We start from the raw sequence: 17,505 nt of genomic DNA, 5'->3' as shown, positions 1-17,505 counted from the left end.
TGCAGGTGATCAGTGAGGGGACGGAGCCGCCGATGTCACAAGCCCCAGAAGTCGGCAGAGGAGCGGTGGTGACGCCGGTGCGCGTCGTCATCGCCCTCTGCCTCATAGCGCCGTTCGTGGCGATGCTCTGGGTCGGTTCGTACGCCAAGACCGACCCCACGTTCATCGGCATCCCGTTCTTCTACTGGTACCAGATGGCGTGGGTGCTCATCTCCACCGTGCTGACCATGATCGCGTTCAAGCTGTGGCAGCGTGACCAGCGCGCCCGCCGGGGCGGTGAGCGGTGATGAAGGACGGCGTGAACGGCGTCGCACTCGCCGTCTTCATCTTCTTCTTCCTGGCCGTCACGGTCATGGGCTTCCTGGCCGCGCGCTGGCGCAGGGCCGAGAACGAGCAAAGCCTCGACGAATGGGGTCTGGGCGGCAGGTCGTTCGGCACCTGGATCACCTGGTTCCTGCTCGGCGGCGACCTCTACACGGCCTACACCTTCGTCGCCGTGCCGGCGGCCATCTACGCGGCGGGCGCGGCCGGCTTCTTCGCCGTGCCGTACACCATCCTGGTCTACCCGCTCATCTTCACGTTCCTGCCGCGCCTGTGGTCGGTCTCGCACAAACACGGCTATGTGACCACCTCGGACTTCGTGCGCGGCCGGTTCGGCTCCAAGGGGCTGTCGCTGGCGGTGGCGCTCACCGGCATCCTCGCCACCATGCCGTACATCGCGCTCCAGCTCGTCGGCATCCAGGCCGTGCTGGACGTGATGGGCGTCGGCGGCGGCGAGGACACCAACTGGTTCATCAAGGACCTGCCGCTGCTCATCGCCTTCGGTGTGCTGGCCGCGTACACCTACTCCTCGGGCCTGCGGGCCCCGGCGCTCATCGCGTTCGTGAAGGACACCCTGATCTACATCGTCATCGCCGTGGCGATCATCTACATCCCCATCAAGCTCGGCGGGTTCGACGAGATCTTCGCCAAGGCGGGCGAGGCGTTCGGCGAGACCAACCCGGCGACCGGCGCGCCGCGCGGGGCGCTGGTCCCGGCCGAGGCCGGCCAGTGGACCTACGCCACGCTGGCGTTGGGCTCCGCGCTGGCGCTGTTCATGTACCCGCACTCGATCACCGCCACGCTCTCCTCCAAGAGCCGCGAGGTGATCCGCCGCAACACCACGATCCTGCCGCTGTACTCCCTGATGCTCGGCCTGCTGGCCCTGCTGGGCTTCATGGCGATCGCGGCCGGCATCAAGGTGCAGAACGGCCAGCTGGCCATCCCGCAGCTGTTCGAGACCATGTTCCCGGACTGGTTCGCGGGCGTCGCGTTCGCGGCGATCGGCATCGGCGCGCTGGTGCCGGCGGCCATCATGTCCATCGCGGCGGCCAACCTCTTCACCCGCAACATCTACAAGGACTTCATCCGCAAGGACGCCACGCCCGAGCAGGAGACCAAGGTCTCCAAGCTGGTGTCGCTGCTGGTGAAGGTCGGCGCGCTGGCCTTCGTCCTGACCATGGACAAGACCGTCGCCATCAACTTCCAGCTGCTGGGCGGCATCTGGATCCTGCAGACCTTCCCGGCGCTCGTCGGCGGCCTGTTCACCCGCTGGTTCCACCGCTGGGCGCTGCTCGCGGGCTGGGCGGTCGGCATGGTCTACGGCACGGTCGCCGCGTACGGGGTGGCCTCGCCGACGCAGAAGCACTTCGGCGGCTCGTCGAAGGAGATCCCGGGCATCGGGGAGATCGGCTACATCGGTCTGACGGCGTTCGTGCTCAACGTGGTCGTCACCGTGGTCCTCACCTTCGTCCTCAAGGCGGTCAAGGCGCCCGAGGGCGTCGACGAGACCAGGCCGGAGGACTACACGGCGGACGCGGGCGACCCGGGCGTCCAGGTGGAGCTGCCGCCGGACGCGAAACGCTGGAAGGGAGGAACCCGACTGTCCTCGCGTGCCGTGAGGAGGAGAACAGTGGGTGACGCCCTTCCCACCGTCGACGACGTCGTCGCGGCGGATCCGGACATCTCGTTCGACGGTCAACAGCTATCGATCCTGTCCCAGGACTCGACCGTGCAGGTCCTGCCCTGGCCGGTCTGCTTCCTGTACGGCGGCCGCGCGGCGTTCTCGATCGTGCTGAACGCGCCCAGCCCGGAGCTGGCGCTCCTCACCGCCCGGCAGATGGCGGACCGGTTCAACCAACAGGCGGCGAACTTCGGCTATCAGCCGCTCATGACCGCACAAGGCGGCTTCTGCCCGCCTTCCTCCGGCTGACCCCAGGAGCGAGCAGACCCCCAGGAGCGAGCAAACTCCCAGGAGCGACCAGGTTTTTCGTCTTGTCGTACCGGCCGTGTGGAAAACTCGGGCCTCCTCTCGCGCCGGTCCGGCACACTCGGCTCCATGGACCTCCTCATCCGCCCCGCCACCCCCGCCGACCACGACACCGTCGCCGAGATCACCGCGCAGGCCTACCTCCAAGACGGCCTCCTCGACTTCGGCGAGAGCGACGCGTACCTGGGCGAGCTGAGGGACGTCGCCAAGCGCGCGGCCGCCGCCGAGGTGCTGGTCGCCGTGGAGCACGACCGCGTCATCGGCGGCGTGACCTTCGTGCCCTCCGGCGGCCCCATGGCCGACATAGCCGGGCCCGGCGAAGCCGAGATCCGCATGCTCGCCGTGGACCGTGCGGCCCGTGGCCGGGGCGCCGGGGAGGCCCTCGTCCGCGCCTGTGTGGACCGGGCGCGGGCCACGGAGGGCTGTGTCCGTGTCGTGCTGTCGAGCCAGCGCACCATGCACGCCGCCCATCGCCTCTACGAACGTCTCGGCTTCGTCCGCACTCCCGAGCGGGACTGGAACCCGCTCCCGGAGCTGGACGACATCACGCTCGTCACCTATGAGTTGACGCTCTGAAGCCGCCCCGACACAACATCTGGGGGTGGCACGGCAGCCCGGCACAAGATGTATGCTCATGCTCGCTGTCGCCGCAGGGGAATCCGGTGCGAATCCGGAACTGTCCCGCAACGGTGTACTTGCGTGCATCCGCACGCCTGTTCAGTCCGAGGACCTGCCGACAGTGCACCCGGCCGTCCGGCCGGTGTGCCTGACGTCCGGGCCTCGCGGAATGGGCCGGTGGACGCGACGCCGCGCGCGCTCGTGAGCTGCCCCCTGCCCTCGGTGAGGCCCCTTGCCGAGCGAGGGAGAGCCCCACGTGACCATCGCGCCCGCCGATCCGGCCTCAGCAGCGGTCCCGTCCCACGACGACGGTCCCGGCGCCGCACTGCTGCGGACCCTGACCGAGCTGACCGCCGACCTCCCCTACGCCGACCCCGGCCGGGTCGCCGCCGCCGCGCTGCGCGGCCGGTCCGCGCACGCGGACGAGGCGGAGCTGCGGGAACTGGCCACGGAGGCCGCCGCCGGCCTCATCTCCGAGGACCCCGCCTACAGCAAGCTGGCCGCCCGGCTGCTGGCGATCGGCATCGCCGCCGAGGCCGCCTCACAGGGGGTCACCTCCTTCACCGAGTCCGTCGCCGTCGGCCACCGCGAGGGCCTGATCGCGGACCGTACCGCCGCGTTCGTCCGGCTGCACGCCGAGCGCCTGGACGCCCTCGTCGACCGCGCCGCCGACGACCGCTTCGGCTACTTCGGCCTGCGCACCCTGCACAGCCGCTACCTGCTGCGCCACCCCCTCACCCGGAAGGTGATCGAGACCCCCCAGCACTTCCTGCTGCGGGTCGCCGCCGGTCTCGCCGAGGACGACACCACCCACGCGCTGACGGAGGTCGCGGCGCTCTACGGGCTCATGAGCCGCCTCGACTACCTGCCCTCCTCCCCCACCCTCTTCAACTCCGGCACCCGGCACCCCCAGATGTCGTCCTGCTATCTCCTGGACTCCCCCAAGGACGAGCTGGACTCCATCTACGACCGCTACCACCAGGTCGCCCGCCTGTCGAAGCACGCCGGCGGCATCGGCCTGTCCTACAGCCGCATCCGCTCGCGCGGCTCCCTGATCCGCGGCACCAACGGCCACTCCAACGGCATCGTCCCGTTCCTGAAGACCCTCGACGCCTCGGTCGCCGCGGTGAACCAGGGCGGCCGGCGCAAGGGCGCCGCAGCGGTCTACCTGGAGACCTGGCACTCCGACATCGAGGAGTTCCTGGAGCTGCGCGACAACACCGGCGAGGACGCCCGCCGCACCCACAACCTCAACCTCGCGCACTGGGTGCCGGACGAGTTCATGCGCCGGGTGAACGCCGACGAGCAGTGGTCGCTCTTCTCCCCCGCCGACGTGCCGCAGCTGGTCGACCTGTGGGGCGAGGAGTTCGACGCGGCCTACCGCGAGGCCGAGGCGGCGGGTCTCGCCCGGAAGACCATCCCCGCCCGCGATCTGTACGGCCGGATGATGCGCACCCTCGCGCAGACCGGCAACGGCTGGATGACCTTCAAGGACGCCGCGAACCGCACGGCCAACCAGACCGCCGAGCCGGGCCACGTCATCCACTCCTCCAACCTCTGCACCGAGATCCTGGAGGTCACCGACGACGGCGAGACCGCGGTGTGCAACCTGGGCTCGGTGAACCTGGGTGCCTTCGCCGACCCGGCGACCGGCGACCTCGACTGGGAGCGCCTGGACGAGACCGTCCGCACGGCCGTCACCTTCCTGGACCGCGTCGTCGACATCAACTTCTACCCGACCGAGCAGGCGGGCCGCTCCAACGCCAAGTGGCGCCCCGTCGGCCTCGGTGCGATGGGTCTGCAGGACGTCTTCTTCAAGCTGCGGCTGCCCTTCGACTCGCCGGAGGCCAAGGCCCTGTCGACGCGGATCGCCGAGCGGATCATGCTCGCCGCGTACGAGGCCTCCGCCGACCTGGCGGAGCGCAACGGCCCGCTGCCCGCCTGGGAGAAGACCCGCACCGCCCGTGGTGTGCTGCACCCCGACCACTACGACGTGGAGCTGACCTGGCCGGAGCGCTGGGCGGCGCTGCGCGAGCGGATCGCGTCGGTCGGCCTGCGCAACTCGCTCCTCCTGGCCATCGCGCCCACCGCGACCATCGCCTCCATCGCGGGCGCGTACGAGTGCATCGAGCCGCAGGTGTCCAACCTGTTCAAGCGCGAGACGCTGTCCGGCGAGTTCCTCCAGGTCAACTCCTACCTGGTCGCGGATCTGAAGCGGCTCGGCGTCTGGGACGCCCGCACCCGTGAGGCGCTGCGCGACTCGAACGGCTCGGTGCAGGACTTCGCGTGGATCCCCGAGGAGGTGCGGCGGCTGTACCGCACGGCGTGGGAGATCCCGCAGCGCGGCCTGATCGACATGGCCGCGGCCCGCACCCCGTTCCTGGACCAGGCGCAGTCCCTGAACCTCTTCCTGGAGACGCCGACCATCGGCAAGCTCTCCTCGATGTACGCGTACGCCTGGAAGTCCGGGCTGAAGACGACGTACTACCTGCGCTCGCGCCCCGCGACGCGCATCGCCCGCGCCGCCCAGGCGCAGGCCACCGTCCCCGTGCAGGCCGGCCCCGACCCCGAAGCGGTCGCCTGCTCCCTGGAAAACCCCGAGTCCTGCGAGGCCTGCCAGTGATGTCCACCCGAAACCAGAACCTGCTCGACCCGGGTTTCGAACTGACCCTGCGCCCCATGCGCTACCCGGACTTCTACGAGCGCTACCGGGACGCCATCAAGAACACCTGGACCGTGGAGGAGGTCGACCTCCACTCGGACGTCACCGACCTCGCCAAGCTGACCCCCGCCGAGCAGCACCTCATCGGCCGCCTGGTCGCGTTCTTCGCGACGGGCGACTCGATCGTGGCGAACAACCTGGTGCTGACCCTCTACAAGCACATCAACTCCCCCGAGGCGCGCCTGTACCTGTCGCGCCAGCTGTTCGAGGAGGCCGTGCACGTCCAGTTCTATCTGACGCTGCTGGACACCTACCTCCCCGACCCGGACGACCGGGCGGCGGCCTTCGCGGCCGTGGAGAACATCCCGTCCATCCGGGAGAAGGCGGAGTTCTGCTTCAAGTGGATGGACTCGGTGGAGAAGCTCGACCGGCTGGAGAGCAAGTCCGACCGCCGCCGCTTCCTGCTCAACCTGATCTGCTTCGCCGCCTGCATCGAGGGCCTGTTCTTCTACGGCGCCTTCGCCTACGTCTACTGGTTCCGCAGCCGCGGCCTGCTGCACGGTCTGGCCACCGGCACCAACTGGGTGTTCCGCGACGAGACGATGCACATGAGCTTCGCGTTCGACGTGGTCGACACCGTCCGCAAGGAGGAGCCGGACCTCTTCGACGAACAGCTGCGGCAGCAGGTGACGGACATGCTGCGGGAGGCCGTCGAGGCCGAGCTGCAGTTCGCCCGTGACCTGTGCGGGGACGGCCTGCCGGGTATGAACACCGAGTCGATGCGGCAGTACCTGGAGTGCGTCGCCGACCAGCGGCTCACCCGCCTCGGCTTCGCCCCGGTGTACGGCTCGGAGAACCCCTTCTCCTTCATGGAGCTGCAGGGTGTCCAGGAGCTGACCAACTTCTTCGAGCGGCGCCCGTCGGCGTACCAGGTGGCGGTCGAGGGCACGGTGGACCTCGACGAGGACTTCTGAGTCCCGCGGTCGGGGCCGGCCCGGGGCCGGCCCCGGCCCCTGGTCCGTCACCGGAGCACGGGCCTCAGCAGCAGCCGCTGCGGACGGAGCGTGATGCCCACGCGGGTGGCGTCGTCGGATCCGGGCACCTGCTCGAAGCGGTACTTCGTCGCCACCGCAGCCGTGATGAGCGTCAGTTGAGCCATCGAGAAGTGGTCGCTCGGGCACTTCCGATTACCCACACTGAAGGGGCTCATGGCATATTTCGGCACCTCCTTGGCGCGTTCCGGAAGCCAGCGGTCCGGGTCGAAGTCGAGGTGCTCCGGGTATGAGTGCGGATCGCGCTGGATCGCGTACGGGCTGTACACGATGTCGGCCCCGGCGGGAATGCGATAGTCACCGAGCGAGGTGTCGGTGACCGCCCGCCGGGTCAATATCCAGACGGCCGGGCGCAAACGCATCGCCTCGACGACGACATTGTTGGTGTGCCGGAGCTTGCGGACGTCCTCGAATGCCACCGGGCGGCCACCCGTTACGGACTCAACCTCTTCTCGGATCTTGTCCGCGTGTTCCGGATGTTCCGCGAGCACCTGGAGCAGCCACATGATCGTGGAAGCCACGGTTTCGCTTCCGGGGGTGAGTATCGCGACCACTTGGTCGTGGATCTCCTGCTCCCCGATGGGCTCACCATTCTCGTCCTTTGCCTCCAGCAATGCCGTCAGCAAATCGTCCGGCTTTTGACCGGACGCCCGGCGCTCGGCGATGATCTCGTCCACGAGGAGATGCAAATCGGCCAACGCCCGGTTGAATTCACGGTTGGCCGGCAGCGGCAGCCGGTACAGCGGGCCGAGCGGGACCACCATCCGCCGGTACATGCCCTGGAAGACGACCGCGAGCGCGTTGCACAGCCGCTCGGCGCGCTCGTCCATGTACTCGCCGCGCAGCAGGCAGCGGGCCGCGATCCGCACGGCCACCCGGAACGACTCCGAGGTGCAGTCGACGATCTCGCCGGGCCGCCAGCGGGTGGTGAGCGCATGCGCCTCCTCCTCCATGATCGGCCCGTACGCGGGGATGGCGTCCAGCCGGAAGGCGGGCTGGATGGTGCGCCGCTGGCGACGGTGGCGAGGGCCGTTGGCGGTGGCCACGCCCTCCTTGCCGAGCAGGCCTTCCAGGGACTCCCAGAGCGGACCGTCGATCTTGAAGTCGGGGCTCAGCGCGAGGGCTCCGGTCAGCGCGGGGGTGGTGACCGCGTACACCGTCTTGGGGCCGAGCCTCAGCCGTACGACGTCGCCGTGCTCCCGGAGCCGGGACATGAACGCCAGCGGATCCCGGACCAGCTTCAGACCGTGGCCGAGGAGCGGTACGGCGCCTCCGGCGAGGGGCGGTTCGCGCAGCGCCGGCGCCTGGGCCCCTCCGGGGGCTGCGGGCTTCACGGACTCGACGGTCATTTCTCACCTGCCGCTTCGTTGTTGACGTACGGGGGCGTGGACCGGTCGTCCCAGCTGTCGACCCGGTACCGGCCGGACTCGTGGTGGAACCAGTAGACGGAGCTGAACCAGTTCCGCATATTCGCGAGGCAGGCCCGCACGGCGAGGCTCAGTTCCTTTCCCCGCACCGTGCCGTCGGCCAGGCCGTCGGCGAACCGCAGCGCGTCCCGTTCGGCGACGAGGAAATCGGTGATGCACGTCTCGACCCGGCGCCGGACTTCGGCGACCGCTTCTTCGAGTGTGAGCCCCTCATGGGCGATGAGACTGATGCCGAGATTATGGACCTCGTCGCCCGCGATCTCCTTGGGCAGGGAACAGAGGTCGTTGTACCAGGCGGCGAATTCCTGGCTCAGCAGCGCCGCCCGGCGATATGCCGGGTGTTTCCTCACGGATTCCGGGAGTTCGATTCCCGCACTCGGTTCCAGCAGATCGGTCCATATCCAGTGGGCGAAGGTGAGACGGCGTAGGTCCAGGTATTCCTGGACGGCGGGCACATACCCTTCGATGCGATTACGGAATTCCCGGTCGTACGCCTCGATCACCGTGTGGAAGTGCCGGGCGAACCGCGCGTTCCAGGTGTCCGGCAGGAACCGGTAGAGCCGCAGCACGCTGTCGGCGAGGCCCGCCACGACAGGGTCCTCGTGCCGCAGGTGCTCCTGGGGCCGGTCCAGTGCCGTGTGCAGTCTGGTGCGCAGCCGGTCCCAGGCCAGGGGGCGGCGGTGGACGATGTCCCGGTCGTGGCGGTCGTCCCAGACGAAGAACCACGCGCTGTAGTCCCCGATGGCCTGCATGACCTCGTCCGGGGCGCCGAGGTAGTACCCCGCCATGAGGTCGGTGTAGCAGAGGCCGTCGGCATGTTCCTCCACCTGCTCCGCCGACATGAGCCGCTTTTCCAGCAACCAGCTACGGGTCTTCTCCTGGAGCCTGGGCCAATACGGATGCGATTGCCTTGGAAACGCCGCCTCGATCACCGGTAGTGCGAGCGACGGTGGAACGGCGACCGCGGTCGCGGTGGTGCTGTGTGGGAAAGGCACGAACAAACCCCTCTCAGCCGCCGGTCGGCACACGCCCCTCCCGTTGTGCCGAGCGTGCGCCGTTGCGTATCCCCGCACATCCCATTCAGCACTACAACTGACCCGTCTGGGAACGGATTTGCTTCACTCACTACGCCATACTGCCGAGACACCCCTCATGCGTGACTGATTCTGGATCTCTTCGCAAGCGATGAGATGCGAACGTACGACGCACAGACGAACGGCGTCCGGTCAGGAAACGAAACCTGGCCGGACGCCGTGCGAAACATGCCCGAAGGGCGGGTGGACCTCAGTCGTTGGGGACGACGGGGTAGCGGGGCTCGTTCTCGGCCATCTGCCGCAGCGCGTCCTTGCGGTCCCGCTTGGAGAGCCGGTCGATGTACAGGTAGCCGTACAGGTGGTCGGTCTCGTGCTGCAAACACCGAGCGAAGTACCCGGTGCCGCGCACCTTGATCGGGTTGCCGTGCTCGTCCTGCCCGGTCACCTCGGCGTAGTCGGGCCGGGCCAGCGGCATGTACGCGGTCGGCACCGACAGACAGCCCTCGTTGCTGTCGTCCAGGCGGCGCTTCTCCGCGGGCAGCTCGACCAGTTTCGGGTTGCAGACCACACCGACGTGCCGCACGCCCTCGTCGTCCGGGCAGTCGTAGACGAAGACCTTCCGGTCCACGCCGATCTGGTTGGCGGCCAGGCCCACGCCCTCGGCGGTGCGCTGCGAGGCGAACATGTCGTCGACCAGCTTGCGCAGCTCGTCGTCGAACTCGGTGACGTCCTGGCACTCCTTGTGGAGCACCGGGTTACCGACGACGGTGATCGGCCGGGAGGTGCCGCGCTCGCGGTACGCCTGCTCGCGCTCCTCGCAGTCCTCCGTGTCGATGACGAAGCCCTCGTCGTCCACGGGGAGCACGCCCACGTGCTGCTGATCGGTGTCCTGCTGCGCCATGACCGACGTATGCCTTCCTAGAAAAACCAAGGGGTTCGATGCGACTACAGGGTACGGGCAACGCGCCTCTCGGCGGCGCGGGGAACTGCGCGATCGCCCCGGGACGGCCCGCACCCCGGCAGCGGCGTCAGCACACTTCTTCGAGATCCCGCCAGTCCCGCGAATCCGGGCTGTCGGCGACCCACCCGTCCAGCAGCCCCCGTACCAGGGAGGCCGGGGCGGCGACGCCGCACTCCCGCTCCGGTACCCACAGCTGTCCGTCGGTCCGATGCCCGAGCGGCCCCGGATGCCCGGGCTCGCTGTGGTCGTGGGGATCCAGGTGCTCCCCGTCCCCCTCGTCCGCCGGCATGCGTGACTCCGAGCACATCCGGCACAGCAGCCGCACCGACGACGACCAGTCCTCCGCGGCGAACCCGGCCTCCGCGGCCAGTTGCTCCAGCGCGTCCCGGTCCGACTCGGTGGCCGCCTCCAGCAGCACGACCCAGGTCGGGACCGGCGAGGGCGCCCACAGCTCGATCTCGTCGAAGACCGGATAGGAGTGGCCCGCGGCCGTGGTCCGCTCCCCGTGCGGCACCCCGTCGTGCAGGACGACCTCGCCCCAGCGCCGCCCGGACGACGGCAGCGGGATGGACAGCACCTCTATCCGGGCGGGGTCGAGCCGCCGCCCCCACACCACCTCGGCCTCGCCCTCCGGCGACAGCCGTACGGCCGCGCTGCCCAAATCCATGCCGACGGGCTCGCCGGCGGCCGTGGCGCCTCCCCCGGCCTTCGGCCGGGAGCTGCCCCCCGGCACGTGCAGCCCGTACGCCTGCCAGGCGCGCCGGGCCAGCGGCCAGTCCTGGAGCGCGGTGGCGGCGATCCCGACGTTCCACCAGTCGGGCGCCCCGGTCTCCCGGTCCAGCAGCGCGACGGCCCTGAGGCCCGCGGCCCGGGCCTGCTCCCAGTCGTGCCGGAACTTGTGCAGCAGGGCGAGGTTGAACCAGGACTCCGACAGCCAGGGTTCCAGGTCGGCGGCCCGTGTCAGCAACGCCCCCGCGTCCTCGTACCGACCGTCGCCGATCAGTGTGAACGCGCGGTCGGTGGCCTGCCGCCAGGAGGCGGAGGGCCGGTGCCGTCCCTTGCCGAAGATCCTCACGATTCCCGCCTGCCGTTCCGTGGAGTGGGCCGGCTGTGCCCCCGGACAGCCTCTCGGACTCCCTCTCCTTCGCATCCAACCACGTACGCCTTCAGGGGCGCTCATTACCCATGGGTTACCCACTCATGGGCAGGGTCAGACCGTCCCTGGACAGTACCCGGGCGAGCGCTTCCACCACCTCCGGCGCGTACTCCCCCGCCGTCGCGAGGCGCAGCTCCTCCAGGGCCGTGAGGGGTCCGCCGGGCCCGGCGTCCCGGGCCTTCTCCTCGTAGGCGTTGACCACGCGCACGATCCGCGCGGCGAGCGGCTGCTCCGCGCACGGGTCGGCCTGCCGCTCCACGATCTCGGCGACCTGCGTGCTGCCCCCGGTCTGCCGCACGACGGCCCCGCCGAGCAGCGCGATGCGGCGCTGCTCGGCGGCGGGCAGCACGGCGGTGGCCCCGGCCGGCACCGGGTCGACCAGGCTGAGCTGCCCGATGTCGTGCATCAGCGCCGCGTACTCCAGCACGGCCAGCTCGGGCCCGGACAGGCCCAGGTCCCGGCCGACGGCGCGGCTGAGGGCGGCGACCCGGCGGGCGTGCCCGGCCGGGGTGTAGCCGGCGATCTCGGTGGCGCGGGCAAGGGAGGCGATGGTCTGCCGGTAGGTGGCGCGCACGGCGGCGTACCGGCGCAGCGAGACCTGGGTGAGCAGCAGCGGCACACAGAACACCGGCAGCGCCCACAGCCCGGCGACCGCGACGGCGAGCGCGATCACGGCCCCGGTGGCGCACACCGCGGAGCCGACGCCGGGCATGGCCCGCAGCTCGTCGCGGAGCAGCGGGCCGAACGGCCAGCCGGTGCGGGCGTGGGCCAGCGCGGCGGCGAGCACGGCGTCGCACAGCGCGGTGAGGATGAGCAGCGCGAGCAGCAGCAGCGCGTAGGCGGGTCCGATCCAGCCGTCGAACACGCCTCGGTTGTAGAGCGGTTGGAAGCAGGCGGCGGCGAAGCCCGCGGTGAGCACGCGGCGGGCCAGGTCGTCGTGGGTCGGCCCCCGGCCGCGGGCGAGGTGCGGGACGGAGCCGAGCAGCGAGGCGGTGAGGACGACCGTGACGACCTGGGCGGTGCCGTGGCCGGTGGGCCGTCCGGCGTGCTCGCCGAGCAGCGCGTACGACAGCGCGCCCGCGGCACCGAGCGGGGCCGCCTCGCGGACCCGGTCGGGCCCGGTCCACCTGGTCAGTTCACCGAGCACGACCAAGGCGCCGAACGCCAGTGCGACGCCGCGCTGGGCGAGTCCGGAGTGCAGCGTGACGGCGAGCGAGACGGCGGCGAGCAGCGCGGCGCAGGTGTGGATCAGGACGCGCGGCAGGGCGGGTGTCACCCGGGGCCCGCCTCCCGGCAGGGCGGGTGCCACCGGCGGTCCGCCTCCCGGCACGTCGGGCGTCACCGGTGGGCCCTTTGCCGGCCGGGCAGGGACGCAGCGGGAGGCCGGGGCGCCGGGACCTCGTCGGCGGTCACCGCGGGATGCCAGCCGTACTTGCCCAGGGCCTGGACCAGCGCCTTGACCATCCGGGGGTCGAACTGCGACCCGGCGCACCGCTCCAGTTCCGCGAGCGCCGCCGGCACCGGGCGGGCCCGCCGGTAGGACCGGGTGGAGGTCATGGCGTCGAAGGCGTCGGCGACGGCGACGACCCGCGCGGACTCGGGGATCTGGCTGCCGACGAGCCCGTAGGGGTAGCCGCTGCCGTCCATCCGCTCGTGGTGGTGGAGCACGGCGGCCCGGGCCTCGCCGAGGAAGGAGATGCCCCGCACCATCTCGTGCCCGTACTCCGGGTGCAGTTCGATGATCCGCCGCTCCTCGGGGGTCAGCGGCCCGTCCTTGCGCAGCAGCCGGGTGGGGACGCCGAGCTTGCCCACGTCGTGCAGGATGCCCGCGAACCGCAGGACCTCGACGCGCTCGTCGTCCATGCCCAGCTCGCGGGCGATCATCATCGAGGCCTGCCCGACCCGCTCGCCGTGGCCGCGGGTGTAGCCGTCCTTGATGTCGACGGCCTGTACGAGGGCCCGGATGGTGGCCTGGTGGGCGGCCTGCTCCCGGTGGTACTGGGCGAAGGCCCACCAGGCGACGCACATCGGCAGCAGCACCAGCAGCGCGGCGGCCGGCCCGTAGGGGCTGCGCCACAGCACGGCCATCATCAGCCCGGCCAGCCCGTGCACGGCCAGCGGGGCGAGCGAGCGCGCGAACAGCCCGCGCCAGGCCCGGCGGGGCGGCACATGCTCGGCGAGCACCAGGACACTGCCGTCGAGGAAGGCGAGCACCGCGCAGAAGACCGGCACCGCGGCCGCGGCGGGCAGCAGCGCGTACGGGAAGTCGGCGGCCCCGACCGCGTCCGGCCCGCCCAGCGCCCGGAACACCCGGGCTGCGGCCCAGACGGCGAGGACCAGCTCGGCCGCCCGCCAGACGCGGCGCAGCAGCACGGGCCGCTGTTCGACCCGGGACAGCAGCGCCCCCGGCACCGCGACCAGCGCGGCGGCGGGCGGCGACAGCAGGAAGGCACCGGCCAGCAGTACGGGGTGGCACGTGCCGGGGGATCCACGGCCGGTGATCCGCTCACCGCAGGCGTGCAACACCGCCAGCAGCGCGATCGCCCACCAGGGCGCGCGGCCCGTGGACAGCGGTTCCAGACAGCTCAGCGCGCCGAGGGCGACACCGGCGACGTACACCCGTGCCCGAGCCGGAACCGCCTCCATGCCGACGCCCTCCCAGCCCCCGTCCGTGCCGTCCTGGCTCGGAGCCTAGGACGGCCGGGGGAAAGGTGCGGACCGATGGTCGGCCGATTAGCACGTTCGGGTGACGGCGATGGCGCGCGCCGGGTGCCACGCGGACCGGTGCGGGGTTCCTCGGGACGGCGCGGGGGGTCCCTCGGGACGGGGCGAGGCTCAGGAGTCCTGCGGTGTCGCCGTCACATCGTGCTCGGGCACGGTCTGCCCGGAGCGGATCAGCTCGATCCGCCCCATGACCTTGGCGCGCAGGTCGGTCGGCACCTCGTCGTGCCCGCAGCACCGCTTGACCAGCTTCTTCACTGCCTGCTCCAGCCCGTACTTCTCCAGGCAGGGAGAGCACTCCTCGAAGTGGTGCTGGAACTTGTCCCGGTCGAGGGGCGGCATCTCGCTGTCGAGGAACTCGTACAGGTGGTCCAGGACCTCACTGCAGTCCGTCTCGTGCGGCTCTCCGCAGCTCATGAGCCCGAGCCTTTCGCTTCGTTCGACGACTCTCCGGCGCCGGCCGGGACCAGCCCGCGCTCGCGGGCGTAGTCCTCGAGCATGCCGCGCAGTTGACGGCGGCCCCGGTGCAGCCGGGACATCACCGTTCCGATGGGTGTCCCCATGATGTCCGCGATCTCCTTGTACGCAAAGCCCTCTACGTCGGCCAGGTACACGGCGATGCGGAACTCCTCGGGGATCGCCTGGAGCGCTGCCTTCACGTCCGAGTCGGGCAGGTGGTCGAGCGCCTGCGACTCCGCGGAGCGCAGACCCGTCGACATGTGCGACTCGGCACGGGCGAGCTGCCAGTCCTCGATCTCCTCGGCCGCGCTGCGCTGCGGTTCCCGCTGCTTCTTGCGGTAGGAGTTGATGAAGGTGTTGGTGAGGATCCGGTACAGCCACGCCTTCAGGTTGGTGCCCTCGCGGAACTGGTGGAAGGACGCGTACGCCTTGGCATACGTCTCCTGCACCAGGTCCTCGGCGTCGGCCGGGTTGCGCGTCATGCGCAGTGCGGCCGAGTACATCTGGTCGAGGAATTCGAGCGCGTCCCGCTCGAAGCGCGCGCTGCGCTCGGCGGTGGTCTCCGCGTTCGTGTCCGCGCTGATGCCCTGGCCCTCGGGCAGCTCCGCCTGGCCGTTGTCGGTCCCTGCGTCGGTACCGCTGACCGGACCCACCTCCTCAAAGCTCCGAAAGTTCCGGACGGGACCCAAACCGGTCCCACTCGTTTCGGAGGATAGACGACCCACGGTCGGGGACGCCTGTCGATCCGGTCCGCCCGCCGCCCGGATCGGGGCGGTCTTGGCCGCATGCAGCACCGTCCAGTCCAGGTCGGCACGGCTGCTGCGGCTCGGGCAGAAGGTCGAACCCATGCGGCGGACTTCCTCTCCTACGGCGTCGGTGCTGGTGGTCAGCACTTCTGTGCTGGTGGTCAGCACTTCTGTCCGCCTCAACAGCGGCCGCGGGCGGAGCATTCCCGGACTCCTTCCGAAGCCGTGCCCGAGTTCCCTGCCCGAGGGCCCGAGCGCTCACCGGAGCGCCCCGCCCGCGCCCGAGTGCCGCGCCCGCGCCCTTGTCCGAGTGCCCTACCCGAGCGAGCCGGCCCACTTCACGACCGCGTCCGTGACCATCGCCAGCGCCTCCGCCTGATCCAGCGGCGCCCGCTTGGGCACGGCGAGGCCGTGATCGGCGTACGCCACCTCGATCAGCTCGAAGTCGCCGTCGGGGAACTCCGCGGGCCTCCCCCACGGGTCGTTGCCGCCCTGCACGACGAGCGTGGGCGCCCCCGCGCCCAGCAGTTCCTCGGCGCGGGACTTCTCCGGCTTGCCCGGCGGGTGCAGCGGGAAGGCGAGCGCCAGCACTCCGGCCGCGCCCAGCTCGGCGGCGGTGCGGCAGGCCACTCGGGCACCCGCGCTGCGCCCGCCCGCGACAACCGGCAGGCCCTGTCCGGCGAGAGCGGGCCAGACGCCCCGCCACCCGGTGTCCAGCGTCTTCGGCGCGGGCGCCATCTTCTTCCCGGCCACCCGCCAGGGCTGCTCCACCAGGGCGACGGTGATCCCGTGCCCGGGCAGCGCGGCGGCCAGCGCCTGGAGGTCGCGGGCCTCGATGCCGCCGCCCGCGCCATGGCTCACGGCGAGGACGAGCCGGGCCTTGCGCGCCGGGTGCCAGGTGACGCGGGCGTCGCCCGCGTCCGTGCTGATGATCTCGGTCGTCACATCAGAAGAGTGTGCCCTCCTCGGGGCCCTCCAGTTCCTTCAGCAGCTCCGGCCCGTTGTTGCGGACATTGCTGACGGCCGTGCTCACCGGGTAGGCGCGCATCAGGCCGGCCGGGGGCGGTGCCAGCAGCTCGCGCAGGTCGTCCGGGTCGGTGCGGGACGGGTCCAGCCAGGCGTCCCAGCGGTCCGGGGTCAGCATCAGCGGCATCCGGGGGTGGATCTCGGCGAGCGCGTGCGGGCCGTCGGCGGGGGCGACGGCGAGCGGGTCCGTCTCCGCCTCGGTGGTGATCACCGAGCAGGTGACCCACCAGGCCCGCGGGTGGTCGTCGGGGAGGGTGCGGTCCCGCCAGAACTCGTAGATCCCGGCCATCGCGAAGACCGAGCCGTCGGCCGGCAGCACGAAGTACGGCTGCTTGCGGGGCCGTTTCTTCTTCCCCTCAACCTCCAGGTCCCGCTCCTGCCTGCCGGTGACCCACTCGTAGTAGCCGTCGGCGGGGACGATGCAGCGCCGGGCGGTGAAGGCGCGGCGGAAGGCGGGCTTCTCGTGCACGGTCTCCGCGCGGGCGTTGATCATCCGGGCGCCGCCCTCGGGGGTCTTGGCCCAGGACGGCACGAGCCCCCACTTGAGCGTGCGCAGCTGCCGAACCGGACGGGGGTCGTCCGCGTCTTTCAGAGGGCGGTCGAGAACGGCGTAGACCTCTTTGGTCGGCGCCACGTTGTAGTCGGGCGCCAGGGTCTCCTCGGGCTCCCACTTCTCGACCTCGAAGATCCCGGCGAGATCCTCGGGCCTACGACTCGCTGCATACCGTCCGCACATACGTGCCACACTGCCAGACTCCGCCCGACCACAGGGAGCACACCGGCCATCATGGACAGCACCACAGCGACCTCCCTCTGGGACGAACTCGTCGGCACCCAGCCCGAGCCCGACCTGTGGGTGGTGATCGCCACCCTGGTCGCCGCGCTCGCCGTGATCGTCCCGCACGGCCTGTGGCGGCTGTCCCGCAACGCGATCACCATCGCCCACGAGGGCGGCCACGGTCTGGTCGCCCTGCTCACCGGCCGCACCCTCACCGGCATACGGCTGCACTCCGACACCAGCGGCCTCACCGTCAGCCGCGGCAAGCCGTACGGCCTCGGCATGATCCTCACGGCCGCCGCGGGCTACACCGCGCCCCCGCTGCTGGGCCTCGGCGGGGCGGCGCTCCTCGGCTCCGGGCGCATCACGTCGCTGCTGTGGCTGGCGACGGCGCTGCTGCTGGCGATGCTGGTGATGATCCGCAACGCGTACGGCGCGCTGACCGTGGTGCTGACGGGCGGCCTGTTCGTGCTGGTGTCCTGGCTGGCCGGCCCCCAGGTGCAGGCGGCGTTCGCGTACGCGGTGGTGTGGTTCCTGCTGCTGGGGGGCGTACGCCC

Annotated in this window: 15 protein-coding genes, 1 pseudogene and 1 riboswitch; of the genes and pseudogenes, 6 read left to right on the top strand and 10 right to left on the bottom strand. The window is 70.9% G+C overall.

Features of this window, described 5'->3' with window-relative positions; genetic code table 11:
* Positions 1-32: 32 nt before the first annotated feature.
* The 5 genes and pseudogenes from CCN42_RS04630 to CCN42_RS04610 all read left to right on the top strand — a co-directional run bounded on the left by CCN42_RS04630 (position 33) and on the right by CCN42_RS04610 (position 6,562).
* Entirely contained in the window at positions 33-287 is a 255-nt protein-coding gene (locus tag CCN42_RS04630; RefSeq protein ID WP_169731402.1) for a DUF3311 domain-containing protein, read from the top strand.
* Positions 287-1,891, top strand: a pseudogene (mctP, locus tag CCN42_RS04625) (monocarboxylate uptake permease MctP); the annotation flags it as partial. The gene CCN42_RS04630 and the pseudogene mctP, both read left to right, overlap by 1 nt.
* Before the next feature lie 486 nt (positions 1,892-2,377).
* Positions 2,378-2,884: a GNAT family N-acetyltransferase gene (locus CCN42_RS04620; protein ID WP_086733216.1), complete on the top strand. Its 507-nt coding sequence runs from the start codon at positions 2,378-2,380 to the stop codon at positions 2,882-2,884.
* 52 nt (positions 2,885-2,936) lie between these two features.
* A riboswitch (cobalamin riboswitch) is annotated at positions 2,937-3,060 on the top strand.
* 122 nt (positions 3,061-3,182) lie between these two features.
* On the top strand, positions 3,183-5,549 hold the full coding sequence (locus CCN42_RS04615) for a ribonucleoside-diphosphate reductase subunit alpha (RefSeq protein ID WP_086733189.1): 2,367 nt from the start codon (positions 3,183-3,185) through the stop codon (positions 5,547-5,549).
* The gene (locus CCN42_RS04610; RefSeq protein ID WP_086733188.1) at positions 5,549-6,562 is read left to right on the top strand and encodes a ribonucleotide-diphosphate reductase subunit beta; all 1,014 of its coding nucleotides are present in this window, start codon (positions 5,549-5,551) and stop codon (positions 6,560-6,562) included. Before CCN42_RS04615 ends, CCN42_RS04610 begins: the two co-directional genes overlap by 1 nt.
* Before the next feature lie 47 nt (positions 6,563-6,609).
* Here CCN42_RS04610 and CCN42_RS04605 read toward each other — a convergent pair whose 3' ends face one another.
* The 10 genes from CCN42_RS04605 to CCN42_RS04560 all read right to left on the bottom strand — a co-directional run bounded on the left by CCN42_RS04605 (position 6,610) and on the right by CCN42_RS04560 (position 16,906).
* Entirely contained in the window at positions 6,610-7,989 is a 1,380-nt protein-coding gene (locus tag CCN42_RS04605; RefSeq protein ID WP_086733187.1) for a bifunctional albaflavenone monooxygenase/terpene synthase, read from the bottom strand.
* Positions 7,986-9,068: an epi-isozizaene synthase gene (gene cyc1, locus CCN42_RS04600; RefSeq protein WP_422641218.1), complete on the bottom strand. Its 1,083-nt coding sequence runs from the start codon at positions 9,066-9,068 to the stop codon at positions 7,986-7,988. Before cyc1 ends, CCN42_RS04605 begins: the two co-directional genes overlap by 4 nt.
* Before the next feature lie 283 nt (positions 9,069-9,351).
* A complete protein-coding gene (gene def, locus CCN42_RS04595; RefSeq protein ID WP_086168827.1) occupies positions 9,352-10,002 on the bottom strand; it encodes a peptide deformylase in 651 nt (216 codons plus the stop codon).
* A gap of 127 nt (positions 10,003-10,129) precedes the next feature.
* The gene (locus CCN42_RS04590; protein ID WP_086733186.1) at positions 10,130-11,137 is read right to left on the bottom strand and encodes a tetratricopeptide repeat protein; all 1,008 of its coding nucleotides are present in this window, start codon (positions 11,135-11,137) and stop codon (positions 10,130-10,132) included.
* 115 nt (positions 11,138-11,252) lie between these two features.
* A complete protein-coding gene (locus tag CCN42_RS04585) occupies positions 11,253-12,494 on the bottom strand; it encodes an HD-GYP domain-containing protein (protein ID WP_211294631.1) in 1,242 nt (413 codons plus the stop codon).
* A gap of 62 nt (positions 12,495-12,556) precedes the next feature.
* Positions 12,557-13,864 carry an HD-GYP domain-containing protein gene (locus CCN42_RS04580; protein WP_086733185.1) on the bottom strand — a complete coding sequence of 436 codons (1,308 nt, stop codon included), beginning with the start codon at positions 13,862-13,864 and terminating at the stop codon, positions 12,557-12,559.
* 189 nt (positions 13,865-14,053) lie between these two features.
* Positions 14,054-14,356, bottom strand: a complete 303-nt coding sequence (gene rsrA / locus CCN42_RS04575) for a mycothiol system anti-sigma-R factor (RefSeq protein ID WP_086168823.1) — start codon at positions 14,354-14,356, stop codon at positions 14,054-14,056.
* Positions 14,353-15,051, bottom strand: coding sequence for a sigma-70 family RNA polymerase sigma factor (locus CCN42_RS04570; protein WP_043506901.1), 699 nt, complete (start codon positions 15,049-15,051; stop codon positions 14,353-14,355). The genes rsrA and CCN42_RS04570 overlap by 4 nt, the downstream gene beginning before the upstream one ends.
* A 408-nt stretch (positions 15,052-15,459) precedes the next feature.
* Entirely contained in the window at positions 15,460-16,089 is a 630-nt protein-coding gene (locus tag CCN42_RS04565; RefSeq protein WP_086733184.1) for an alpha/beta hydrolase family protein, read from the bottom strand.
* 1 nt (position 16,090) lies between these two features.
* Complete coding sequence (locus CCN42_RS04560) at positions 16,091-16,906, bottom strand: SOS response-associated peptidase (protein WP_086733183.1); 816 nt, start codon at positions 16,904-16,906, stop codon at positions 16,091-16,093.
* 51 nt (positions 16,907-16,957) lie between these two features.
* Here CCN42_RS04560 and CCN42_RS04555 point away from each other — a divergent pair.
* The coding region (locus tag CCN42_RS04555) for a M50 family metallopeptidase (protein WP_086733182.1) at positions 16,958-17,505 on the top strand (548 nt) is incomplete at its 3' end.

Source organism: Streptomyces glaucescens (genome assembly GCF_002154375.1).
GTDB classification, from domain to species: Bacteria; Actinomycetota; Actinomycetes; order Streptomycetales; family Streptomycetaceae; genus Streptomyces; species Streptomyces glaucescens.
Note: the sequence above shows the minus strand (reverse complement) of the source record. Positions and strands in the feature narration are given on the sequence as shown.

Bases quoted from the DNA above. Each gene is read 5' to 3' on its own strand.
- CCN42_RS04630 (WP_169731402.1), top strand. From the start codon at position 33: ATGTCACAAGCCCCAGAAGTCGGCAGAGGAGCGGTGGTGACGCCGGTG.
- CCN42_RS04620 (WP_086733216.1), top strand. From the start codon at position 2,378: ATGGACCTCCTCATCCGCCCCGCCACCCCCGCCGACCACGACACCGTC.
- CCN42_RS04610 (WP_086733188.1), top strand. From the start codon at position 5,549: ATGTCCACCCGAAACCAGAACCTGCTCGACCCGGGTTTCGAACTGACC.
- CCN42_RS04605 (WP_086733187.1), bottom strand. From the start codon at position 7,989: ATGACCGTCGAGTCCGTGAAGCCCGCAGCCCCCGGAGGGGCCCAGGCG.
- def (WP_086168827.1), bottom strand. From the start codon at position 10,002: ATGGCGCAGCAGGACACCGATCAGCAGCACGTGGGCGTGCTCCCCGTG.
- CCN42_RS04580 (WP_086733185.1), bottom strand. From the start codon at position 13,864: ATGGAGGCGGTTCCGGCTCGGGCACGGGTGTACGTCGCCGGTGTCGCC.
- rsrA (WP_086168823.1), bottom strand. From the start codon at position 14,356: ATGAGCTGCGGAGAGCCGCACGAGACGGACTGCAGTGAGGTCCTGGAC.
- CCN42_RS04560 (WP_086733183.1), bottom strand. From the start codon at position 16,906: ATGTGCGGACGGTATGCAGCGAGTCGTAGGCCCGAGGATCTCGCCGGG.